Annotated in this window: 17 protein-coding genes; 15 read left to right on the top strand and 2 right to left on the bottom strand. The window is 62.1% G+C overall.

All coding sequences use genetic code 11. The annotated features are described in order from the left end of the window. The first annotated feature begins 6 nt into the window (after positions 1-6). The 7 genes from ku to AWB64_RS15235 all read left to right on the top strand — a co-directional run bounded on the left by ku (position 7) and on the right by AWB64_RS15235 (position 10,029). Positions 7-930 carry a non-homologous end joining protein Ku gene (gene ku, locus AWB64_RS15265; protein WP_060856266.1) on the top strand — a complete coding sequence of 308 codons (924 nt, stop codon included), beginning with the start codon at positions 7-9 and terminating at the stop codon, positions 928-930. A gap of 28 nt (positions 931-958) precedes the next feature. Next, positions 959-3,787, top strand: a complete 2,829-nt coding sequence (gene ligD, locus AWB64_RS15260; protein ID WP_060856265.1) for a DNA ligase D — start codon at positions 959-961, stop codon at positions 3,785-3,787. Between the two features lie 41 nt (positions 3,788-3,828). Beyond that, the gene (locus tag AWB64_RS15255; RefSeq protein WP_060856264.1) at positions 3,829-4,137 is read left to right on the top strand and encodes a hypothetical protein; all 309 of its coding nucleotides are present in this window, start codon (positions 3,829-3,831) and stop codon (positions 4,135-4,137) included. 329 nt (positions 4,138-4,466) lie between these two features. Next, on the top strand, positions 4,467-5,066 hold the full coding sequence (locus tag AWB64_RS15250; RefSeq protein ID WP_060856263.1) for a biliverdin-producing heme oxygenase: 600 nt from the start codon (positions 4,467-4,469) through the stop codon (positions 5,064-5,066). After that, on the top strand, positions 5,063-7,498 hold the full coding sequence (locus tag AWB64_RS15245; RefSeq protein ID WP_244164072.1) for an ATP-binding protein: 2,436 nt from the start codon (positions 5,063-5,065) through the stop codon (positions 7,496-7,498). The genes AWB64_RS15250 and AWB64_RS15245 overlap by 4 nt, the downstream gene beginning before the upstream one ends. A 59-nt stretch (positions 7,499-7,557) precedes the next feature. After that, the gene (locus tag AWB64_RS15240) at positions 7,558-8,022 is read left to right on the top strand and encodes a response regulator (protein ID WP_060856261.1); all 465 of its coding nucleotides are present in this window, start codon (positions 7,558-7,560) and stop codon (positions 8,020-8,022) included. 66 nt (positions 8,023-8,088) lie between these two features. Further along, positions 8,089-10,029 carry a hybrid sensor histidine kinase/response regulator gene (locus tag AWB64_RS15235; protein ID WP_060856260.1) on the top strand — a complete coding sequence of 647 codons (1,941 nt, stop codon included), beginning with the start codon at positions 8,089-8,091 and terminating at the stop codon, positions 10,027-10,029. A 13-nt stretch (positions 10,030-10,042) separates the two neighbouring features. On the opposite strand, the gene AWB64_RS15230 is transcribed toward AWB64_RS15235, so the two are convergent. Continuing rightward, entirely contained in the window at positions 10,043-10,852 is an 810-nt protein-coding gene (locus AWB64_RS15230; protein WP_060856259.1) for an ABC transporter permease, read from the bottom strand. After that, on the bottom strand, positions 10,849-11,529 hold the full coding sequence (locus tag AWB64_RS15225; RefSeq protein WP_060856258.1) for an ABC transporter ATP-binding protein: 681 nt from the start codon (positions 11,527-11,529) through the stop codon (positions 10,849-10,851). The genes AWB64_RS15230 and AWB64_RS15225 overlap by 4 nt, the downstream gene beginning before the upstream one ends. Before the next feature lie 99 nt (positions 11,530-11,628). Here AWB64_RS15225 and AWB64_RS15220 point away from each other — a divergent pair, with 99 nt between their 5' ends. The 8 genes from AWB64_RS15220 to AWB64_RS15185 all read left to right on the top strand — a co-directional run bounded on the left by AWB64_RS15220 (position 11,629) and on the right by AWB64_RS15185 (position 23,007). Then, positions 11,629-14,016, top strand: coding sequence for an AsmA family protein (locus AWB64_RS15220; protein WP_060856257.1), 2,388 nt, complete (start codon positions 11,629-11,631; stop codon positions 14,014-14,016). 176 nt (positions 14,017-14,192) lie between these two features. Further along, the gene (locus AWB64_RS15215; RefSeq protein ID WP_060856256.1) at positions 14,193-14,465 is read left to right on the top strand and encodes a helix-turn-helix transcriptional regulator; all 273 of its coding nucleotides are present in this window, start codon (positions 14,193-14,195) and stop codon (positions 14,463-14,465) included. Next, complete coding sequence (locus tag AWB64_RS15210; protein WP_060856255.1) at positions 14,462-15,730, top strand: type II toxin-antitoxin system HipA family toxin; 1,269 nt, start codon at positions 14,462-14,464, stop codon at positions 15,728-15,730. Before AWB64_RS15215 ends, AWB64_RS15210 begins: the two co-directional genes overlap by 4 nt. A gap of 555 nt (positions 15,731-16,285) precedes the next feature. Further along, the gene (locus AWB64_RS15205) at positions 16,286-17,911 is read left to right on the top strand and encodes a methyl-accepting chemotaxis protein (protein WP_060856349.1); all 1,626 of its coding nucleotides are present in this window, start codon (positions 16,286-16,288) and stop codon (positions 17,909-17,911) included. Positions 17,912-17,926: 15 nt separating this feature from the next. Further along, a complete protein-coding gene (locus AWB64_RS15200) occupies positions 17,927-18,394 on the top strand; it encodes a chemotaxis protein CheW (RefSeq protein WP_060856254.1) in 468 nt (155 codons plus the stop codon). Continuing rightward, on the top strand, positions 18,391-19,905 hold the full coding sequence (locus AWB64_RS15195) for a CheR family methyltransferase (RefSeq protein WP_063493220.1): 1,515 nt from the start codon (positions 18,391-18,393) through the stop codon (positions 19,903-19,905). Before AWB64_RS15200 ends, AWB64_RS15195 begins: the two co-directional genes overlap by 4 nt. After that, a complete protein-coding gene (locus tag AWB64_RS15190; RefSeq protein WP_060856253.1) occupies positions 19,898-20,677 on the top strand; it encodes a chemotaxis protein CheW in 780 nt (259 codons plus the stop codon). The genes AWB64_RS15195 and AWB64_RS15190 overlap by 8 nt, the downstream gene beginning before the upstream one ends. Beyond that, positions 20,674-23,007 carry a hybrid sensor histidine kinase/response regulator gene (locus tag AWB64_RS15185; protein ID WP_060856252.1) on the top strand — a complete coding sequence of 778 codons (2,334 nt, stop codon included), beginning with the start codon at positions 20,674-20,676 and terminating at the stop codon, positions 23,005-23,007. Before AWB64_RS15190 ends, AWB64_RS15185 begins: the two co-directional genes overlap by 4 nt. Positions 23,008-23,016 lie beyond the last annotated feature (9 nt).

Genomic DNA, 23,016 nt, shown 5'->3' with positions numbered 1-23,016 from the left:
AGCGCAATGCCACACATGATCTGGAAAGGCGCGATCAGCTTCGGGCTGGTCCACGTCCCCGTACAGCTTTATCCGGCTACACAGTCGGAGAAAGTCGGCTTCAACCTGCTCGATAAACGCTCGATGGATCCCATCGGCTACAAGCAGTTCAACAAGAACACGGGCAAGGACGTCACGCGCGAGAATATCGTGCGCGGTTTTGAATACGAGAAAGGGAAGTACGTCGTGATGAGCGACGCAGAGATCCGCTCGGCCAATCCCGAATCGACGCAAACCGTCGATATCCTCGCGTTCGTCGAGGCGCCCGACATTTCGTTTCTTTCCCTCGATACGCCGTATTACCTCGCGCCCGACCGCAAGGGCGAGAAGGTCTATGCGCTCCTGCGCGACGCGTTGAAGGCGTCGGGGAAAGTCGGTATCGCGAGTGTGGTGCTGCATAACAAGCAGCATCTGGCGGCGCTGATTCCGGTCGGTCCGGCGCTGGCGCTCAACACCTTGCGCTGGGCCGACGAAGTGCGCGATTTCGATCAGTTCAAGCTGCCCGACGAAGACCCGAAGAAAGCCGGCGTGACGCCGAAAGAGCTGGAGATGGCGCAGCGGCTGATAGACGACATGAGCGATACGTGGAACCCGCACGACTACCACGATACGTTTCGCGAAGACATCATGGCGCTGGTCGAGAAGAAGGTGAAGGAAGGCAAGACGGAGGAAGTGTCCGAGGTCGAGGACGGCACGCCGCGCAAGTCGTCGGCGGAGATTCTGGATTTGTCGGAGTTGCTCAAGCGCAGCTTGAAGAAGGGCAAGCCCGCGGCCAAGCGTGGCTCGAAGGCGACAGCGTCCGGCAGCGACGACGATGCATCGGATGCGGAGGAACCGGCTGCCGCGGCGAAACCCGCGCGCAAGACGGCCACGCGCCGCAAACGCGCCTGAAGAACGCACCACCCAAGCGGACCCGCCGATGGCCGGAAAACTCGAAACCTATCAGCGCATGCGGCGTTTCAATCAGACGCCCGAGCCTTCCGGCGACGCCGCCGAGAAGGCCAGGGCCAGACGCGCATCGAAAAAGGCTCAGGCGAGCGCGCTTTCATTCGTCATCCAGGAGCACGACGCGCGCCGCCTGCACTACGACTTCCGGCTCGAACTCGATGGCACCCTCAAGTCCTGGGCCGTGCCGAAGGGTCTGAGCCTGGATCCGTCGGTGAAAAGGCTTGCCGTGCATGTGGAAGACCATCCGATCGATTACGGTTCGTTCGAAGGTGATATTCCCGAGGGCAATTATGGCGCCGGCAGCGTGATCGTGTGGGATCGCGGGACGTGGGCGCCGCAAAGCGGGAGCATTGACGAAGCGCGCGCCACCTATGAAAAGGGCAAGCTCAAGTTCGTGCTTCACGGCGAAAAGCTGCAGGGCGGCTGGACGCTCGTTCGCAGCCACATGCGCGGCAACAGCGACAAGGAACAGTGGCTGCTCATCAAGGAGCGCGACGACGAAGCCCGCAGCGAAGCCGACTACGACGTACTGGTGAAGAAGCCCGGCAGCGTGATGAGCGATTCGCTTGGCGCGCGTACGAAAAGCGGTGAGGTGCGCGAGCGCGCCGAGCGCAAGAACGCCGCCAGGACCACGAAAGCCGCGCCATCGCCGAAACGGCCGGCCGTCAAGGATCAAGGCAAGAGTCCCGAGCGGCCGAGGCCGGATATCGTGGCGAACAGGAGCGGTGAGTCGCTCCGAACGCTCGCCGATAACCCGGCCATCCAGGACGCGGTCAAGGCCAGGCTTCCGGCCACCATGAAGCCGCAACTCGCGACGCTGGTTGACGCGCCGCCATCGAGTGGCGACTGGACCTACGAGATCAAGTTCGACGGATATCGGGTCATGGTTCGCATCGACCGCGAGGCTGGTGGGAAGGCGGAGAAGGTGCGATTTTTCACGCGCAACGGCCACGACTGGACCGACAAATTCAGCCGTCAGGTCAAGGCGCTCGACACGCTGGACGTGCAGAACGCGTGGCTCGACGGCGAAGCCGTGGTGCTTGACGACAACGACTTGCCGAACTTCCAGAAACTGCAGAACGCCTTCGATACGAATCGTCCGCAAGACATCGCCATCTATTTCTTCGATATCCCTTACCTGAACGGCTACGACCTGCGCCACGTGCCGCTCGTGCAACGCCGGGCCATCCTGCAAGCGCTGCTCGAACCGCTGGATGACGACGTGCTGCGCTTTTCCGCCGACTTTGAATTCGGCGCCGACGATCTGCTGAAAAGCGCTTGCGACATGGCGCTGGAAGGCATTATCGGCAAGCGTCGCGACAGCGGTTATACGCCGGGCCGCAGCAGTAGCTGGATCAAGCTGAAATGCAGGCGGCGTCAGGAGTTCGTGATCGGCGGATATTCGGAGCCGACAGGCAGCCGCGGCGAGTTCGGTGCCTTGCTGCTCGGCATTCATGACGCGAAAGGCAAGCTGCACTATGCCGGGCGCGTGGGCAGCGGTTTCGACGCGAACACCCTGCGTGATGTCAAGAAGGCGCTGGACAAGCGCGAGACCGCGAAGATGCCGTTCGCGTCAGCGCCGAAAGAACGCAGCCGCACGCCGGTGCATTGGGTGAAACCTGAGCTTGTCGCCGAATGCAACTTTGCTGAATGGACTTCGGAGCGGATCGTCCGGCAGGCATCGTTCGTCAGCCTGCGAACCGATAAACCCGCAAAGGAGATCGTGAAGGAAGAGCCGAAATCGACGGAGGAGGTCGTGTTGAACGACGAAGACGAAGCCGCCCCGGCGGCCACGAAAAAAACCGCGAAAAAAACCGCGGCGAAGTCTGCGAGCAAAACCAGTGCCGCCGCCAGGAAAGCCGCTGCGAAAAAAGCACCCGCAAAAAAAACCTCCCGCGGTTCGGCCGGAACCGAGATGGTCGCCGGCGTGAAGGTCAGTCATCCGGATCGCATACTCGACCCGTCGACGGGCACGAGCAAGCTCGACCTCGCTCTTTACTACGAAGCTGTCGCGCCGTGGATGTTGCCGCATTTGAAGGACCGGCCGGTATCGCTGGTGCGGGCGCCAGGGGATATCGGCGGAGAACTGTTCTTTCAGAAGCACAGCGAAAAGCTCACGATCCCGAATGTTACCCAGCATCCCGGTATTGATCCTGGCCATCCCGCGCTCATCACGATTGAAACAGTCGGTGCGCTGGTGGGCGCCGCGCAAATGGGCACGATCGAGATGCATACGTGGAATGCGCTCGCGGCAAAGCTGGAAAAACCGGACCGCATGGTGTTCGACCTTGACCCCGGCGAAGGACTCGGCTGGGACCGGATGAAGGAAGCCGCGCGCCTCACGCGCGAACTGCTCAAAGAACTCGGCCTCGTGTGCTTTTGCAAGACGAGCGGCGGCAAGGGATTGCACGTGGTCGTGCCGCTCACTGCGCAAGCCGGTTGGGACGAAATAAAAGGTTTCTCGCAAGCGGTCGCGCAACATATGGCCAGCGCGTTGCCGAAGTATTTCTCGGCGAAGATGGGCAAGCAGAATCGCCAGGACAAGATATTTGTCGACTACTTGCGCAACAACCGCGGCTCCAGCACCGTCGCGGCATACTCGTTGCGCGCACGGCCGGGGATGGGGGCATCGGTGCCCATTGGCTGGGATGAACTCGAGACCACCACGGCCGGCGATCAATGGAATATCGGCAACCTGCATGAGCGTCTGGATGAACTCGAGGCCGACCCGTGGGCCGACTACGCAAAGACCAAGCAACGCATCACCGCTTCCATGAAAAAGCGGCTCGATATCAAGTGAACCGCGAGCTTGAAACACACGCTTGAACTGCGGAGGCAGCAATGACGCAACAACGCACGACATCCCACGACGACGCCACGCGCAGTGGTCCCACGAAAAATGGCCGCGAACTGGAAAGCAAACGCGCCGCCCAGCAGAAACACGACGACGGGACTGTCGCGCCTCTTCCGCACGAGACCGATGAAAGCCCGGCCTCGCAGGATGACGGCGAGCCGCGCCGGGTCGGTGAACAGGCGCATGAAGACCTGGAGCGCGGGCTGGAAGACACGGACCGGCGAGGCGGCGCTGACTATCAGGAGCGTACGCAAACGGACGAGCACGCGAACACGAACAGCCCGCGCAAGCCCTGATTCGTCATCGCCAGGAATGCTGCCCGTGGTCAACAAAGCGCCTCTTGCGTAGAATGGGCCCGCGGAATCGAAAACCGGTGTGATCGGCGCGTAAGCCAAGCTGGTAAAGGCGTTCAAGGGAGTTCGCGGCAGTTATTCCTACCTTTTCAGCGTGGCCGATGCCCGGGTTCCGGTAATCCTTGCCGATATCCGCGCTTACGCAAATCAACCTCTCAGTTCCATCGAGGCGGCCGCTGCAGTGCTGCGTGTCTCACGCGGCGTCGCAATGCGGCATTGAGCCAGGCGCTGCACGCCGTGCAGCGAACCCATGGAAAAACCATGAACGGACCATGCAATACGATCTTCTGTCCCTTCTGAAAACCGCAACCGCCGAAAGTCATACCCGGCTTGAGAATGAGTTGGACCTGATGCGCACCGAGTGGTCTCGTGAAGACTACGTCGCGCTGCTGGACGGCTTTTACGGTTATGTCACCCCGTGGGAAGAAGCGGTGGCGATCTCCATGCCGACGCATTTGCGCCCGTTTTTCGAAGCACGCCGGAAAGCGCGGCTCCTAGAAGCGGATCTGGCGTTTCTAACCGGTGATGCAACGCATGCTCAACAGGCGCCCAGGGTTAGCCATCTGCCGCTGATGAACACCATGGGCCGCGTGTTCGGATCCATGTATGTCATGGAAGGTTCGACGCTTGGCGGGCGGTTCATCGCACCGCATGTCGCAAAGCTGTTCGATTTCGAAGCGGGCTTCGGCAACGCTTATTTCGATGGCTACGGCGCACGGACCGGCAGCATGTGGAATGCATTTCGCGAGACGGCGAGCGCCACTGTGCCACGCGACCAGTACGACGCTGCAGCGGAGGCTGCCATTGCCACTTTCGAGGGCTTGCACGACTGGCTGGGCGCGGTTCGCGCAGATTCGGGGGCAACGGCATGAGCAGTGGATCAGAGCCTACGCAAGGTATGAGCGTGACAGCGCGTATGGCGGATGGCGAGATCCCGTATTCCTCGGCCTTGCCCGACGCGAAGGCGCGTCATCTCACGCTGGCTTCGGGCGCGGCCAATGCGCAATGCGACGCCGAGCCGATCCACATTCCCGGCGGTATCCAGCCTCATGGATATTTGCTGTGCCTGTCCGATACCTTCACGATCCTCCAGGCGAGCGAAAATCTTGCGGTGCTCGCGGGCCGGCCGGTTGAACAGTTGCTGGGCGAGCCGGTCGATGTGCTGCTTGGCGCTGATGTTGCGGCGCGCATCGCGCACGCGAAGGCGACCGCGGTGCTCGACCGGACGCCGCTTTACATCGGCGTGGCGGAGAACGTGCTTTACCGGCCGCAGACGAAGACGGAGACAGACCCGGCTGCGCCCGCCGATGGAGCCGAATTCGATATCACCGTTCATCGGCACGATGGCAACCTGATTGTCGAGCTGGAAGTCGCGCGCCATCCGAACGCGGATGTGTTTGCATCGATCTATCCGCTCGTGCGCACTTTCACGCGCAGCATGCAGGACGTCGAAACGGTGGCCGAACTGGCGGAGCTAAGTGTGCGCGAGGTCAGGCGCATCACAGGTTTTGGCCGCGTGCTTTTCTACAATTTCGACGAGGAAGGCCGCAGCCACGTATTGGCCGAAGACAGGGACGACAGCTACGCATCGTTCCTGCACCAGACCTTTCCCGCCTCCGATATCCCGCGCCAGGCACGCGCGCTTTACGTCAAGCAGCGCGCGCGGCTGGTCGCGAACGTCGACGCCCGCGCCGCCCGAATCGTGCCGCCCCTCAGCCCCGTCACGGGACGGCCACTCGATCTGACCTATACGTCGCTGCGCAGCTTTTCGCCGATCCATCTCGAATACATGCGCAACATGGGCACGTTTGCGTCCATGTCGGTGTCGCTGGTCGTGCGCGGCAAGCTCTGGGGCCTGATTTCCTGCCACGACCATGACGCGCAACTGGTGCCGTTCGAAGTGCGCATGGCGGTCGAGCATCTTGGGCAGCTCGTTTCGCTGCAGATCGAGGCGAAGGAGGAACGCGCCGAGGCCGCTTATTTGCTGAGCTTGCGCGCCACGATGTCACGGCTTATAGCGAGGCTCTCGGATCACGACGACTACCGCGTGGCCCTCGAATCGGCGCCCGACGAATTGTTGTGCTTCGCCGGTTCGCGCGGTGCTGCGATCGTCGCGGACGGCCAGGTTTCGCTCGTGGGCGCAACGCCCGACGCCGAGACCGTGCTCGCGTTGGCGCAATGGCTCGAATCAAGCACCACGGGCGTCTATGCGACCGACTCGCTGCCGGAAGAGTGGCCGCGCGCGTCCCTTCACATCGATACCGCGAGCGGCATCCTGGCGGTGCCCATCTCGCAGATTTTCCGCAATTACGTGATCTGGTTCCGGCCGGAAGCCACGCGCACCATCAAGTGGGCCGGCGAGCCGGTCAAGCGTGTATCGAATCAGGATGGCAGCGTGGCGCCGCGCAAGGACTTCGCGCCCTGGCTCGAAATCGTGCGCAACCGGTCGCTGCACTGGCGTCCGGTGGAACTTGAAATAGCGGCTGAATTCCGTGCATCGATGCTCAACATCGTGCTGCGCCGCGCCGAGGAACTGGCGGAACTGGCAAACGAACTGCGCCGCGCGAACAAGGAACTCGAAGCCTTTTCATATTCGGTGTCGCACGATTTGCGCGCGCCGCTGCGTCACATCGCGGGATACGGCGATCTGCTGCGTGAGACCGAGGGCGACAAGCTCTCCGAGCGCAGCCGGCGCTTTCTTACCAACATGCTGGACTCGGCGCGGCTCGCGGGCGTGCTGGTGGACGACTTGCTGACGTTTTCGCAGATGGGCCGTGCGGCGCTGCGTCCGGTGCAAGTCGACCTGAACCAGTTAGTGCAATCCGTCATGCAGGAGTTCGGTGCCGAAACCGCCAACCGGAAAGTCGAATGGATCATTCCAGAGCTGCCGAGCGTCACCGGCGACCCAGCGTTCCTCCAGATCGCATTGCGCAACCTGTTTTCGAACGCCGTGAAATACACGCGCACGCGAGAATCGGCGAAAATCGAACTGTCGGTCAATTCGACGGCCGACGAATACATCCTGAGCGTGCGGGATAATGGCGTCGGTTTCAACATGAAGTATGTGAACAAGCTGTTCGGGGTGTTCCAGCGGCTGCATCGCGCGGAAGAGTTCGACGGCACCGGCATAGGGCTCGCCAATGTGCGCCGGATCATCGAGCGGCACGACGGCCGGACGTGGGCCGAAGGCCGTGAGGGCGAAGGGGCCGCATTTCATTTCTCGCTGCCCAAGGTGTTCAGGACGGATTCCGTGAATACCGATGGCAAGGAGCGCAAGCCCGGAGCCGCGCCGTCATCGAAGTGAACATGTTTGGGCGGCCCCGTCGGACCCGCGTTATTTAAAAAATCAGTCCAATTCAGACCATGCTGAAACCCATCCTGCTTGTGGAAGACAATCCCAGCGATCTCGAACTGACGCTCGTCGCACTCGATAAAAGCCAGCTCGCCAATGAAGTGATCGTGGCGCGCGACGGACAGGAGGCGATCGACTACCTGCGCTGCGAAGGCGATTGGAGCACGCGCAACCCCGGCAATCCGGCGGTCATCCTGCTCGACCTGAAGCTGCCGAAGATCGATGGCCTGGAAGTGCTCGAGACCATTCGCACGAGCGAGACGCTGAAGTCCATTCCTGTTGTCATGCTGACTTCGTCGCGTGAAGAGCAGGATCTCGTGCGCAGCTACGCGCTCGGCGTGAATGCCTATGTGGTGAAGCCGGTCGAGTTCAACGAGTTCGTTGAAGCCATCGCGGATCTGGGGGTGTTCTGGGCCGTGCTGAACGAGCCGCCGCCCGGTTCCATGCGGGTGCGCCGTCAACCGGCTCCAGAATGAACCACACGCGCTATTTCGTCTGTCCGGCGCCTTGCTGCGCGCGCCGGTTCGCCTGAGACATAGACCATGCAGCCTTTACACCTGCTTCTCGTAGAAGACAACGCGCTCGACGCGGAACTGACCCTGACTCAGTTGGAGCGTGCCGACTACAAGGTCGACGTGCAGATTGTCTATACCGAACAGGATTTCATCGCGGCGCTGGAGACGTCTGATTTCGATGTCATCCTCGCCGATTTCGTCATGCCGGTGTTTTCCGGCGTGGAAGCGCTCGCGATCGCCCGTGAACGGGTGCCGAATACGCCCTTTATCTTTGTCTCCGGCGTGCTCGGCGAGGAACACGCCGTCGATATGCTCAAGCGCGGCGCCACGGATTACGTGCTCAAGCAACGTTTGCAGCGCTTGCCGGCGGTCGTGCGCCGCGCGATGACGGAGAGCGCGGAGCGCGCGCAGCGCATTGCCGTCGAACGCGCGCTGCGCGAAACGGAGACGCATTTCCGGCTGCTGGTCGACGCATTGAAGGACTACGCCGTCATCACGCTCGACCAGGAGGGCAGAATACGGACGTGGAACGCGGCATCGGAGCGCATTCTGGGGTTTTCGGCGCATGACGTGGTTGGCCGGTCCGCCGAAGTGTTCTACGGCCCGGAAGATCGCGAGGCCGATATATTTGGCGCCGAACTGGCGACGGCACAAGCCGAGGGCAGCGCAAGCGACGACCGCTGGTTGTGGCGCAACGACGGCCGCTCGTTTTTCGCATCGGGCGTGACCACTGCCATCCGTGCGGAAAATGGCGACCTGATCGGCTATTCGAAGATCATTCGCGACGTCACCGAAGAACACATGGCCGCCGACGCCTTGCGTGTCGCGAAAGAACAGGCGGAAACAGCGAATCGGGCGAAGGACCACTTCCTTGCGGTGTTGTCGCACGAATTGCGCACGCCCTTGACGCCTATCGTGGCCGCCGTCCGGCTGCTCGAAATGCGCCACACGCTGCCGGCCGAAGCCCAGCCCACGCTCGAATTGATCCGGCGCAACGTGGAGCTGGAGGCGCGCCTGATCGACGATCTGCTTGATCTGACCAGCATCGCGCGCGGCAAGCTGTCGCTGAATTTTGCGAACGTGGTGCTCGAGACGCTGATGTCGAGCGCGCTCGACATGTCCGAGTCGGATTTGCGCGGCAAGGGACTGACGCTGGAAACCACCCTCGGCGCAAGCTCGACGCTGGTTTTCGGCGATGCCGCGCGCCTGCAGCAGATCGTCTGGAACCTGATGAAGAACGCGGTGAAGTTCACGCCGGCGGGCGGGCGTATTGCGGTGCGGATGTGGAATCCGGATGCATCGACCATTGCCATTTCCGTGACCGACAGCGGGATCGGCATCAGCGCCGAGGCATTGCCGCGCATCTTTTCGGCCTTCGAGCAAGCCGACGATTCCATTACCCGCGCGTTCGGCGGATTGGGACTGGGACTTGCCATCGCGAGCACGCTGGCTTTGAAGCACGGCGGCACGCTGACCGCTCAGAGCGACGGACGCGACAAGGGCGCGCGTTTCACGCTGACGCTGCCGCTGGTCAAATCCGGCGCGCAGGACGAGGCGTCGCCGAGCGCGGCTCAGGATCCCGATGAAATCGTGCGCTCGCTGAAGGTCTTGCTGGTCGAGGACAACGAATATACGTCGTCGGCCATGGCGCAGGTTCTGGAAGTGCTCGGTCATCAGGTCACCGTTGCCACGACCGTTGCACAAGCGTTGTCGGTGGCGGCATCGGATACGTTCGACCTGCTTGTCAGCGACATCGGCCTGCCTGACGGCAGCGGCCTCGACGTCGCGCGCGCATGGGCGGGATTGCAGCCTGGCAAGCCATCCGTTGCGATCACCGGTTACGGCATGGACGAAGATATCCGTCGATGCCACGAAGCAGGTTTTCTCGATCACCTCACGAAGCCGGTGAATTTTGCGCGGCTCGAGTCGCTGATCCATACGTTCGCGCGGCGGCCGGGCGCCGCATGAAGCGGCTGGCCGCTCATCTGCGGCTGGTTTTTCTCTCGGCCAGCTTCGACGCCATGAAGCGGTGTTCCGCCGAAAACAGCCGCCGGTAAGTCATCAGCACCGCGCCCACCGTGCCGAGCGCCGACGCGGCCGCGATGAAGAACATGATCACGATTTGATAGCGCACCGCCTGCAGCGGCGATTGCCCGGCGAGAACCTGGCCCGTCATCATCCCCGGCAAACTCACAAGTCCGACCACGGTCATCTGGTTCAACGTTGGAATCATGCCCGCGCGCACCGCCTGCCGCGCCGGACCCTGGGCCGCTTCCCAGCGCGTCGCGCCAAGTGCGAGCGACATTTCCACGACGCCGCGTCCCGCCGTCAGTTCTTCCGTCATCCGTTCGATGCCGAGCGACACGCCCGTCAGCGTATTGCCGAGGATCATCCCGAGAATAGGAATGGCGTACTGAGGTTCGTACCACGGATGAATTCGGATCACGACGAACAATCCCACCGCCGCCACGAGCCACGAACTCACCCAGATCGACACAATGCTGTCCGCGCGCTGCCCGGCGTACGTGCGCCGTCCACGGTTCGACGCCGACAGCCCCGCGATCAATGTCATCAATGCCATCAACGGGAGCACGACGTACCAGCGCGCGTGCTGAAAAACCCAACCAAGCACATAGCCAATGGCCAGCAACTGCACGACGGTTCTCGCCGCCGCCCACGCGAGCTTGCGTTCGAGGTCGAGCTTCAGCAGCACGGACAACACGCCGTTCACGAGGACCAGCGCCGCCGCGATCCCGATATCGGCAAGACTCAGCGTCTGGTAGCCGCTCATGACAAGACCCCGGCGGTCATGACGAGGTGGCGTTCGCCCACACGTTTAGCCTGGGCCGGATCATGCGATACCCAGATGCTGGCGCGTTCGCCGCGGCCATCGTTGAACCATGCGTCGACCAGCGCTTCTATTTCCAGCGCCGAGGCCGGATCAAGGGACGCGGTGGGTTCGTCGAGAAGCAGGATGTCGGGGGCGACTTGCAGCACGCGGATCAGCGCGGCTATCTGCGCTTCGCCACCCGATAAATCGCTCGCGCTTTTGTCGAGGAAATCGGCTTCGCGGCCGGCGCGCCGTGCGAGTTCGACCACACGCTCACGATCGAAGCGCACATCGCGATACACCTTCAGCGAGAACGGGTAACGCAAGTTGTCTTCCACGCTGCCGTCGAGCATGGCGGGCCGCTGTGCAATGTAGGCCACGCGCCGCCTGTACGAGGGAATGCCGCCGCGCGCGACCGGCCGTCCGCGCCACTGGATCACGCCGTCATCGACCGGATCGAGCAGCGCGAGCGCCCGCAGGAGCACGCTCTTGCCTGACCCCGATGGTCCTGTGACGACCGCGCGCTGTCCCGCGGCAAGGGCAAACGTAGTTGGGTGCAGAAGGAGGACGTTGCGCGCGGGATCGCGGCGTGTGAGCGCAATGGCGCGCAGCGGCGGCGTGTCGGCTTGTGTGGGCATTGCGTTGACGGATCGGATTGTTATTTGAGCGCAATCATAAAGCACGCCGGGCACGCGATGTGCTGACCCCTAATCCAAGAGAAAAATGAGGATGCCACGATGGCAATTGGCCGGAAAATCGGAAAAATAGTGGGTTGGACCGTCGCGGTTCTGCTCGTGCTGATCGCCGTTCTGGTGATCGTGTTCCTGACTTTCGACTGGAATCGCGCGAGACCGTGGATTGACGACAAGGTTTCGCAAGCCATTGGCCGGGAGTTTCAGATCACCGGCGATCTGAAGGTCGGCTGGCAGCGCCCGCCCAATGAAACCGGCTGGCGCCGATGGGTTCCGTGGCCCCGTTTTTCCGCCGAAAAGATCACGGTCGCCAATCCGGACTGGACCAAACAGAAATACTTCGCGACACTGGACGAAATCGATTTCCAGGTCGAGATATTGCCGCTGCTCGCGCGCAATATCGTTATTCCATCCATCAATCTGGTGAACCCGTCGGTTGATCTCGAACGCCTGAAAGACAACCGCAATAACTGGACATTCAAGTTCAAGCAATCCACGGAACCGTCCACGTGGAATCTGCAGCTTCACGATATCGCGCTGAATAAAGGCAATATCGCCTACGCCGATGAAATCACGAAAGCGGACATGCAGGCGGTCGTAAACACGCTTGGCCAGATGATTCCTATTGGCGACGTGATGAAGCAGCAGGAAGCTGCATCGCAGAAATCGTCCGCGGAGCAGGTGGGCAAGAGCGGCGCGAAAAAGCTCAACCAGCAAGTCGATAAAGCCGCGGCATCGGAAGCGGCAGCGGCCTCGGCGGCGTCCGCCGCAGCCGCCGCCAACGCGAGCGCGCCGAACCCCGCGAGCGTTTCCGCCAACACGAGCATCACGACCAAGGACGCGCCCAAGCCCCCGGTGCCGCCGTATGGCATTGGCTGGTCGGTCAAGGGGAAGTACAACAACGTAGCGGTATCCGGCGATGGCAAGGTGGGCGGCGTGCTGGCCTTGCAGGACGCAATGCGCCCGTTCCCGGTGCAGGCGGACGTTCGTATCGGCGACACGCATATTGCGTTTGTGGGCACGGTGACGGACCCGGCGCATCTGGCCGCGCTCGACCTGCGCCTCTGGCTGCAAGGCGTGAGTCTCGATCACCTCTATCCGATTGTTGGCGTAACCTTGCCGACCACACCGCCATACGCCACGGAAGGGCGTCTGGTCGGCCAGTTCCGCGAGGACGGCAACGTCTTCAAGTACGAAAACTTCACCGGCCGGGTGGGCGGCAGCGATCTTAACGGATCACTGACGTTTGTCGGGCGCAAGCCGCGTCCGTTGCTTTCGGGCGAGCTTGTGTCGAACCTTCTTCAATTCTCGGATCTTGCGCCGATTATCGGTGCCGATTCCAACGCAAACAAGGCCAAGCGCGGCGAAACCGAGAAACAGCCTTCCGCGAAAGCATTGCCGACCGAAGAATTCAAGACGGACCGCTGGAAGGCCATTGACGCCGACGTGAAGTTCACCGGCCGCAAGATCGTCAAGGATCCAGCGCTGCCGATCTCGGATCTTTACACGCATGTCGTGATGAAGGACGGCGTGTTGTCATTCGAACCGCTGAAGTTCGGCGTGGCGGGGGGAACGTTGTCATCGGACATTCATCTGGATGGCAGCGGCGTGCCGCTCAAGGGCCGTTTCTCGACATCGGCGCGGCATCTGAAGTTGAAGCAGCTCTTGCCGACCGTCAAGACGATGCAATCGGCTTTGGGCGAAGTGAATGGCGACGCGGCGCTGTCCGCGACCGGCAATTCTCCTGCCGCGCTCGCCGGCACGATGAATGGCGAGGTGAAAACGCTCATCACCGATGGCACCGTCAGCCGGCTTTATATGGAGGCGGCTGGCCTGAACGTGGCGAACGCGGTGTACGAGAAACTCTTCGGCAAGCGTGACGTGAAAATCAACTGCGCTGCGGCTGATTTCGTGGCGACCAACGGCGTGCTTGAATCGCGCGTATTCGCCCTCGATACCGACGACGCCGTGATCAACATGGACGGCACCATCAATCTCAAGACCGAGGAGATGAATCTGGGCATTCATCCGCATACGAAGGGCTTCCGGGTGTTTTCGCTGCGCTCGCCGCTTTATGTGAAGGGAACGTTCAAGGACCCGCATGTGGGCGTGGATGCGGGTGCGCTGGCAGCGCGTGGCGCAGCGGCGGTTGGGCTCGGATTGTTGAATCCATTCGCCGCACTGATTCCGTTGATCGCGCCGAGTAACAACAAGCCGTTGCCGTGTACGCAAATGCTTACGGACATGCGGCAAGCGCCATCCGCGCCGCCGCCCGGGCAAAAACAAAAAGCGAAGGGCGCGCCCGGATATATGGAACCGGGTGTGTCGAATCCGGCGGCGGCATCGGCTCCGGCATCCACCGGCGCGAAGGGCGCGAAGGCCCAGCCGGCAGCGCCGTCGCCAGCTAGTGCGGCGGCGTATCGAGGAAGCTGAAGGTCGGCTGAAGCTAGCCGCTATAACAAGAAATGCGCATCAAGATGCGCATTTCTTGTATTTTATCGACATAAGCGCAGAATTATGCGCAAAACCGTTTTCTGAAAACATCTACAAAAAATTTAATTTGAGCAATATAGTGCTCAAATTAAAGATGCTGACTATAATTGCGCATTATGACGCGCAAAAATCCCAACCCTATTGGAAATGGTGAACGAGTCGCGGGCGAACTACGTACGCTTCGTCGCGAGCACCGCATGAGCCAGCAGACGCTTGCTGAACGCGCAGGCGTGTCGCGGCGCACGATCACCAATGCGGAAACCGCGCAGAACGTCGGACTTCACGAGTTCTGCAGGATGGCGAATGCGCTCGGTTACGACCTGACCTTGCGACCCAAGGACACGGTCGTCTACGAAGACCTGGACTTCTTCTTCCGGGAGGAGGAATGAGCACGCCTCCCGCAGGGGTCGACCTCGAAACCCTCTTCGACAAAATTCGTCAACTCGATGTACACACGCCTCAAGGCATCGCGGGATTGCTGGCGAAAGAAAGCACCTTCGTTTTCAACTACGGCGACGTCGAGGCAAGCGCCGCCGTGTCGCTGACCATGCCCGTGCGCCGCAAGAGCTACAGCAGCGGTGCGTTGATGAGCGTATTCGCAATGAACAGGCCGGAAGGTTATCTGCGCTACATCATCGAAGAACGGCTGGCGAGGTTTGGCACGCCGAGCGATATGTTCCTGCTGTTTCTCGCCGGCCGGAACCAGATTGGCCGCCTGACGTATGCGCTGCGCGGCGAATCGGTGCCCGAAGGCGAGGGCGAGCGGCTGGACGAATTGCTGTCGTCGCCGTCGGGTCAACTCTTCGAGCGGCTGGTGAGCAAGTACGCATTGGGTTCCGGCATTTCGGGCGTGCAGCCCAAGACCGTCGTGCCGCTGTTGCCGGCTTCCGGGGTTGCATCCGCCGAAGCAGCCACCATCGATTCGCATGCAGCACTGCCCCTCAAGACGGTCATCGTGAAATCGGAGGGCGACGATTTTCCGGGCATCGCGCGCAACGAGTTTCTTTGTATGTCGGTCGCGCTCGAAGCAGGCTTTGAAGTGCCGGATTTCTGGCTCTCCGACGACGGCCTGCTGTTTGTCATGGCTCGTTTCGACCGCACGCCGGATGGCGCCGCGCTTGGTTTCGAAGATATGAGCGTGCTGACAGGCAACGATAAATATTGCGGCAGCTACGAAATGATCGCGAGGGCGGTCGAGGTTTACACCGGCGCTGATTTTCGCGCGCAGGCCATCCGGCTGTTCGAACGCGTTGCGTTGTCGTGCTTTCTTCGCGACGGCGATGCCCATATGAAAAACATCGGGATCGTGTATGAGAATCCGACCGGAGCGCGCCGGCTTTCGCCAATTTACGACGTCGTCTGCACAGGGATTTATCCGTCACTCGATGGCCGCATGGCATTGAACCTGAATAAATCCAAAGTGTTTCCTGTGCCCGCACAACTTGTGGCGTACGGCGAGCGCCTTGGTCTGAAGGGTGCCGAGGCGCAGGCGGTGTTGTTGCGTATCGACGCCGCATTTGAAACGGTCGTCAACCGGCTCACCGCCGACGAACGGTATCAAGACGATCTGCTCGCGCGCATTCATGGCGAGGTTCGCCGCACAGGTCCGTTGCCGGTCACGAAGCCAAAACGGCCGGCTGGCGGCGCTCACTGAACGCAAGCGCTTGGCTTGAGATCGGCGTTTTTAAATCGCCCCTATTTTGAGGCTGCGTTCAGTAAGTCAGGTGCCGAGCTGCGCCAATCACCACGCCCATGAATATTTCTTGGGTATGACACGTGCGGTCACGACTCGCGAATCTGTCCCACGCTTCGTGTATCAAAACGAATCGCTCTCGTTTTTCTGCAAAAAATCAAAGAGTTGCGGACATAGGCCCAGGGTTGTCCACAGGGCCGTCCACAGTTTGTGTGTACAACCTGGCGTGACACCGATCTCCGAATGCTTTTTTCGAACACTTTGAAGCGGTGACTGAAAACCGTTTGTTTTCAATATGGGCCGCCGCTTATCAGCACGTTATCAACAGAGTGCTCCCCAATTTCTGTGTATAAGTTTTGTCCGCGCTTCGAACGCTTGCTCGATATAAACAAAACCCGCATTGGCAGATAACCAACAAATATCTCCATATCAATTCGCAGGTTGTTTTGTTTTCCGTCTTAAAATTGCGCCGGCGTTTCTTTGTCCGGACGCGGACTCAACCATAAAGGTTCATGCGTGAGGCAGTTGACCATTCGAAATCGAATACTTGCGAGCTTTGGCTTGATCCTGGCGTTGATGCTGGTGATGGCCGTGGTGTCCTACGCGTTGTTCCGCGACATCGATCGCGACGCACAGAGCCAGGAAGCCGATTTTTCACCGGGCGTATATCTCGCCACGACCATCCGCGCGTCCTGGTTCGAGAACTACACGGTGACGCAGCGCCTGATATACATCGACGCCGAGCCCGACCAGATCAAGCGTGACACGCAGCGTGCAGCAGAAACCAAGGAGTCGCTCGACAAGCTGATGGACAAGTACGCCGCGACCATTTTCGATGACGACGACCGGCGTCTCTTCAACGATTTCAAGCAGCAACGCACGCTCTACGCACCGATCCAGGCGCAAATCCTCGCGGACTTGCCTGCATCGAAGGCCGCGGCTGCGACAGCCTTCAACACACAGCTCACGCCGATCTGGGAGGCGGGACGGACGGCCGTTCGCGAGCTGGTGGAACTGAACAATGCGCAGCAGATCAAGTCGGCACAGAGCATTCGCCATTCGGTCACGAAAGCTGAAATCACGTTGCTCGTCGTGTTGCTCGTGACATTTTTCGTGGCGGCGTGGGCGGGCTTCCTGTTGCTCAAGGCCATCACGATCCCAATGCAGCGTCTGGTCGAAGTCGTCGATGCAATGCGGACCGGCGATCTTTCGCAACGGCTGCACCTCGATCGCGGCGATGAATTCAGCACGCTCGGCGCAGGTTTTAACCGCATGACCGACGAACTGACCGGCCTGGTCGGACAGGCGCAGAAGTCGGCGCTCCAGGTGACGACCTCGGTGGCGGAAATCGCCGCGACCGCTCGGGAACAGCAAGCCACGGCAAGCGAGACCGCAGCGACAACCACTGAAATTGGCGCGACGTCGCGGGAAATCTTCGCGACCTCCCGCGATCTCGTGCGCACCATGAACGAAGTCTCGGGCGTGGCCGAGCAGTCCGCGCAACTCGCCGGCACGGGGCAAATCGGCCTCACGCGCATGGAAGACACCATGCGCCTCGTGATGGAAGCGGCCGGTTCGGTGAACGGCAAGCTCGCGATCCTCAACGAACGCGCGAGCAACATCAATCAGGTGGTCGCCACCATTACGAAGGTCGCCGACCAGACCAACTTGCTGTCGCTGAACGCGGCTATCGAAGCGGAGAAGGCGGGCGAATACGGGCGCGGTTTCGCGGTGGTGGCGACCGAGATTCGCCGGCTTGCGGACCAGACGGCGGTCGCCACTTTCGATATCGAACAGATGGTGAAGGAGATCCAGTCGGCGGTGGCCGCGGGCGTGATGGGCATGGACAAGTTTTCGGAAGAAGTGCGGCGCGGCATGACCGACGTGCAGCAGGTGGGCGGTCAGTTGTCGCAGATCATCATGCAGGTCCAGACGCTCGCACCGCGTTTCGTGATGGTCAACGAAGGCATGCAGACGCAGGCGAGCGGCGCCGATCAGATCACGCAGGCGCTCGCGCAATTGTCCGAGGCCGCGCAGCAAACAGCGGAGTCGCTGCGTCAGTCGACCCAAGCTATCGATGATCTCACGCATACCGCCAACGGCCTGCGCACGGGTGTATCGCGTTTCAAAGTGGCGACCTGAAGACCTGAAACGGCCATGCTCTTCGTCCAGTTCACGCTCGATCACGACCGCTACGTCCTCGACAGTTCGCAGATCGAACGGATGTTGCCGCTCGTGCCACTGAAAACCATGCCGGGCGTGCCGGCCTGGGTGGCGGGCATTTTCGAGCATGAGGGTGCGCCGGTGCCAGTCATCGACCTGGCGGCGCTTGCGCTCGGGCGCCGCTCGCTCGAACGTTTATCGACACGCCTTGCGCTGGTGTATTACCCGCACAAGACGCCTGCGGGCGTGGAGCAGCGGCGGCTTGCAATTATGCTTGAGCGCGCCATCCGCACGCTTTCCCTCGATGCAACCGCGTTCAGCCACTCAGGTGTGGAAGCGGCGCAAGCCCGGTATCTCGGGCCGCTTGCGCGCGACGCGCAAGGTTTCGTGCAGTGGGTCCGGGTCGAACATCTGCTGCCGGATCACGTACAGGCGCAACTCTTCACCGAAAGCGCGGCATGAAACACGACCTCATCCCCAGCCCAATCCGCCGGCCGCTCGACGCGCTTCACGAAAGCACGCGCGAACCGTTGCCGCGCGAGCAGGTCGCGCGCTTTGCGGCGTTGCTGCATCGGACCATCGGGCTGGATGCGGCGTCCATTGGCGAAAACGCGATCGAGCGCGCCGTGGCGGACCAGTTCGCCGCGTGGCGCGCGATCAACGCTTCGAACGTCGACGCCTTGGGTATCGATGATTTCTGGGTTGCCGTGAACGGCGTACCGCAGCAGATGCAGGCGTTGATTGAGTCGGTGGTCGTGCCGGAGACGTGGTTTTTCCGCGATGGCGAAGCATTCAACGCGCTCGTCACGCTCGTGCGCACGCGACTTGCTGAGCAGCCGTTCAAGCCGGTGCGCATCCTGAGCATGCCGTGCTCGACGGGCGAGGAGGCGTATACCATTGCCATGGCGCTTCTCGACGCGGGCATTGCGCCGGAGCGCTTTACTATCGACGCCATCGACATCAGCGGCCACGCGCTCGATTTCGCGCGCGCGGCAAGCTACGGCAGCAATGCGTTCCGCAGCCGCGCGCTTGGATTTCGCGACCGCCACTTCAAGGCATCGGGAGATCTTTGGCGGCTTTCGCCCGACGTCGCGGAGCGCGTGCGCTTTCGCCAGGCGAACCTGCTCACGCTCGATGCGAAGACGCTCGAACCGTTCGACTTCGTGTTTTGCCGCAATGTGCTGATCTACTTCGACCGCGAGACGCAACGCAACGCGGTGACTGTGCTGGATGGGCTGCTCGCGCCCGGCGGAACGCTCTTTGTCGGACCGGCGGAAACCGGCTTGATGATGCGCGAAGGAATGGCGTCGGCGAAACTCGCGCTTGCGTTTGCGTTCCGGCGGCCGGAGAAAGGCCGCACACCGTTCGACAACACCCAAAGCCCTGGCCTGCAGGACACGGGGACGCTGGCGCTGTACGGCGCCATTGCGAAGGCGGAACGTGAAATGGAATTCCAGGCGCAATACGGCGCGCCACGACACGCCTCCGCAAGCTTGAATCTCGCCGCGGCGAACACCTTCACGTTGCGGGCGGGCGCGCTGCTGAGCGAATCAAGCGGACTGGGCAGATCCCAGCCCGGCGCGACGCGTCCGGTGTTAGTTCCCGCTTCGAGGACGCAACCGCCGCGAGCGTTGCAAGCGTCAACACTGATGCAGCAAAAACACGGCACGCTGGAGCAGGCGCACGCCCTGGCCGATGGCGGCTCCTTGTCCGAAGCGTCGGCTGTCGCGCAAACGTATCTCAAGGCCAATCCGTCGAGCGCGGACGCGTATTACCTGCTGGGCGTGCTCGCCGATGCACAAGGCGCGCAGACCGAGGCGCGCGGCCACTACAAACGCGCGCTGTATCTCGATCCCGGGCATGCCGAAGCGTTGACGCATCTGGCTGCCGTACTGGGGCTGGAGGGCGATCGCGCGGGCGCCCAGTTGCTGCTGGCGCGCGCAGGACGGGCATTGGGAGGACGCGATGCGTGATGTCCATGCTCCGGTCCCGGATGCACTTCGCGAGACCGCTGGAGCCGCGCCCATTGACGATTGCTGGAACCGCATTGGCGTGCGAGGTGACGGCTCGTGTTCGCGCCTGCCGGGCCATGTCCATTGCCGCAATTGTCCCGTGCACGATGCCGCGGCGGCGCGCGTGCTCGACCGCGAGCGAACCGTGGATAGGGAGATCGAAAATCAGCCGCCGCATTCGCTGACCACGCAACCCTTCACCAGTCGAACCGCGCGGGAAGCCGATACCACGTCGTGGCTCGTGTTTCGTATCGGCGAAGAATGGCTCGGGCTGCCCACGGCCATCTTCCAGCAGGTCGCGCAACTGAGGCCGATCCACTCGCTGCCGCACCGGCGGCATCGGGCCGTGCTTGGGGTGGTGAACATCCGCGGGGCGCTGCTCGTGTGCGCCTCGCTCGCGCGGCTTTTCGGGATCGAGTCGGAATTCGCTCAGGACGGACGGCGGGAAGGCTCGCAACAGGCCGTCGATGCCCGCGATCTCGCACGCCTGCTCGTGGTCGAACCCGCAGCCGATGGCATCCAGCGCGGCGAGCTTGCGAACCCGACCGTGTTTCCGGTCGATGCCGTCGATGGTGTGCATCGATTCGCGCGCGCCGATTTCCAGGAAGTCCCCGCGACCATCGCGAGCATGTCCGCCTCGCATGCGATCGCGGTCACGGCGTGCAAGGGCGTGACGGTCGGTTTGCTCGACGCCGCCAAGCTGTTCGAAACCCTGAACCGGAGCCTGACATGAGCGGCGCCTCGCTCGTCGACCTGTTTCGCGAGGAAGCACGCACGCAGGCGCAGATCCTGAGCGACGGCCTGCTCGCGCTCGAACGCGCGCCCCGCGATCCGGTCACGCTCGAAGCCTGCATGCGCGCCGCGCATTCGCTGAAGGGCGCGGCGCGGATTGTTGGCATACCGGTCGGCGTAAGCCTCGCGCACGTCATGGAGGATTGCTTCGTCGGCGCGCAGCAGGGGCGCGTGAACGTGGACGCCGCCATGATCGACGTGCTGCTGGCGGGCGTCGACCTGATCGTGCGGATTGGCCAGGCTTCCGGCGACGAAACCGTGCCGCAAGCGGAGGTGGATACGTTCGTCGATGAACTGAACGGGCGGATGAACGGCGACGCGTTTGAGGTCGACAGGCCTTCGTCCGAGACGCCGGTTACCGACGCGTTTTTTGGTCTATCGAAGGAATTGACGCTTGCCGCGCCGGTTTCCGAGGACATGCCACGCGGGCCCGAACCCGAGCGCCCGCTGCCAGCCTGGTCGCCTGCCGAACAACGTGAATCGACCCGCATGCTGCGCGTGCGTACGGATACCCTTGACCGCCTGCTCAGCCATTCGGGCGAATCGCTGGTGGAATCGCGCTGGCTCAAGCCGTTCGCGCAATCCATGCTGCGCGTGAAGCGCATTCAGCGCGACGCCAGCCGGGCGCTCGATTTCCTGCATGAATCGCTGACGGAATCATCGCGGAGTTCGAATCCCGAATCCGGCATGACGCCGACTGCCGCGCTCGACGTGCGCACGCTCGCCGCGCTCGATGAAATCCGCCGCCTCAATGCCGAAGCGCAGCGACAGTTGGGCGAGCGCCTGGTCGAACTCGAAAACTACGACCGCCGTGCGACGCATCTCTCGCAGCAGCTTTACGACGAAGCGCTCGAATGCCGGATGCGTCCTTTCGTCGACGCCACCGGCGGTTTTGCGCGCATGGTCCGCGACGTCGCCCGCTCGCTCGATAAACAGGTGCGTCTCGTGATCGCGGGCGAAACCACGGAAGTGGACCGCGACATCCTCGACATGCTCGAAGCGCCGCTCGGCCATTTGTTGCGCAACGCCGTGGATCACGGCATTGAGGCGCCGTCGATCCGCCAGGCGCTCGGCAAGCCGCCCGAGGGCACGATCACGCTCGAGGCGCGCCACAGCGCGGGATCGCTTTTCATCAGCGTGAGCGATGACGGCGGCGGCGTCGATCTGGCCGCGCTGCGCCGGGCGATCGTGCAAAAACGCCTGTCCAGCGAAACGACGGCCGCGCGTCTGTCGGAAGCCGAATTGCTCGAATTCCTGTTTCTTCCCGGCTTTTCCATGCGCGATACGGTCACCGACGTTTCCGGCCGCGGCGTCGGTCTCGACGCGGTGCACGACGTCGTGCGCCAGGTGCGCGGCAGCTTGCGCGTCACGCAGGAAGCGCTGGCCGGCACGCGTTTCCTGATGCAACTGCCGCTGACGTTGTCGGTAATCCGCAGCCTGATCGTGGAAATCGATGGCGAGCCTTACGGCCTGCCGCTCGCGCATGTCGTGCGCACGCTCGTGTTGCCGCGTGCATCAATCGAACTGCTCGAAGGCCATCAGCATTTCGAGTTCGAAGGGCGGCGGCTCGGCATTGTCACGGCGCACCAGATCCTGCGCGCCGGCACGTTCAATGCCGCCGGCAACGCGCTCAATGTGGTCGTGATCGGGCAGGGCGCGGCGACCTACGGCGTGGTGGTCGACCGGTTCCTCGGCGAGCGCATGCTGGTCGTGCAGCCGCTCGACAAACGCCTGGGCAAGGTCCCCAACATAGCGGCGGGCGCGTTGATGGAAAACGGCGATCCGCTCCTGATCGCCGATCTCGATGATTGGCTGCGCGCCGTGGAAAAGCTGGTTGTCGATGGTGAACTCGGCCGCGTTTCGCAAGGTACGGCCCAGGCGGCCGCCGTGCCGAAAAAGCGCGTGCTGGTGGTCGACGACTCGCTGACCGTGCGTGAACTCGAACGCAAGCTGCTCGCGAGCCGCGGTTACGACGTGACCATTGCAGTCGATGGCATGGACGGCTGGAACGCGGTGCGCAGCGATCGTTTCGATCTGGTGATCACGGACATCGACATGCCGCGGCTGGACGGTATTGAACTGGTGGCGCTGATCCGGCGCGATCCGCAACTGCGCGACACGCCGGTCATGATCGTGTCGTACAAGGACCGCGCGGAAGACCGTCAGCGCGGGCTGGATGCGGGCGCGGATTACTATCTGGCCAAAGGCAGTTTCCACGATCAAACCCTGCTTGATGCCGTGCGCGACCTGATCGGCGAGGCGCAGCCGTGATCACCCACC

The organism is Caballeronia sordidicola, assembly GCF_001544455.2.
GTDB classification, from domain to species: Bacteria; Pseudomonadota; Gammaproteobacteria; order Burkholderiales; family Burkholderiaceae; genus Caballeronia; species Caballeronia sordidicola.
This window is presented reverse-complemented; position numbering and strand designations above follow the sequence as displayed.

Bases quoted from the DNA above. Each gene is read 5' to 3' on its own strand.
- ku (WP_060856266.1), top strand. From the start codon at position 7: ATGCCACACATGATCTGGAAAGGCGCGATCAGCTTCGGGCTGGTCCAC.
- ligD (WP_060856265.1), top strand. From the start codon at position 959: ATGGCCGGAAAACTCGAAACCTATCAGCGCATGCGGCGTTTCAATCAG.
- AWB64_RS15255 (WP_060856264.1), top strand. From the start codon at position 3,829: ATGACGCAACAACGCACGACATCCCACGACGACGCCACGCGCAGTGGT.
- AWB64_RS15250 (WP_060856263.1), top strand. From the start codon at position 4,467: ATGCAATACGATCTTCTGTCCCTTCTGAAAACCGCAACCGCCGAAAGT.
- AWB64_RS15245 (WP_244164072.1), top strand. From the start codon at position 5,063: ATGAGCAGTGGATCAGAGCCTACGCAAGGTATGAGCGTGACAGCGCGT.
- AWB64_RS15240 (WP_060856261.1), top strand. From the start codon at position 7,558: ATGCTGAAACCCATCCTGCTTGTGGAAGACAATCCCAGCGATCTCGAA.
- AWB64_RS15235 (WP_060856260.1), top strand. From the start codon at position 8,089: ATGCAGCCTTTACACCTGCTTCTCGTAGAAGACAACGCGCTCGACGCG.
- AWB64_RS15230 (WP_060856259.1), bottom strand. From the start codon at position 10,852: ATGAGCGGCTACCAGACGCTGAGTCTTGCCGATATCGGGATCGCGGCG.
- AWB64_RS15225 (WP_060856258.1), bottom strand. From the start codon at position 11,529: ATGCCCACACAAGCCGACACGCCGCCGCTGCGCGCCATTGCGCTCACA.
- AWB64_RS15220 (WP_060856257.1), top strand. From the start codon at position 11,629: ATGGCAATTGGCCGGAAAATCGGAAAAATAGTGGGTTGGACCGTCGCG.
- AWB64_RS15215 (WP_060856256.1), top strand. From the start codon at position 14,193: ATGACGCGCAAAAATCCCAACCCTATTGGAAATGGTGAACGAGTCGCG.
- AWB64_RS15210 (WP_060856255.1), top strand. From the start codon at position 14,462: ATGAGCACGCCTCCCGCAGGGGTCGACCTCGAAACCCTCTTCGACAAA.
- AWB64_RS15200 (WP_060856254.1), top strand. From the start codon at position 17,927: ATGCTCTTCGTCCAGTTCACGCTCGATCACGACCGCTACGTCCTCGAC.
- AWB64_RS15195 (WP_063493220.1), top strand. From the start codon at position 18,391: ATGAAACACGACCTCATCCCCAGCCCAATCCGCCGGCCGCTCGACGCG.
- AWB64_RS15190 (WP_060856253.1), top strand. From the start codon at position 19,898: ATGCGTGATGTCCATGCTCCGGTCCCGGATGCACTTCGCGAGACCGCT.
- AWB64_RS15185 (WP_060856252.1), top strand. From the start codon at position 20,674: ATGAGCGGCGCCTCGCTCGTCGACCTGTTTCGCGAGGAAGCACGCACG.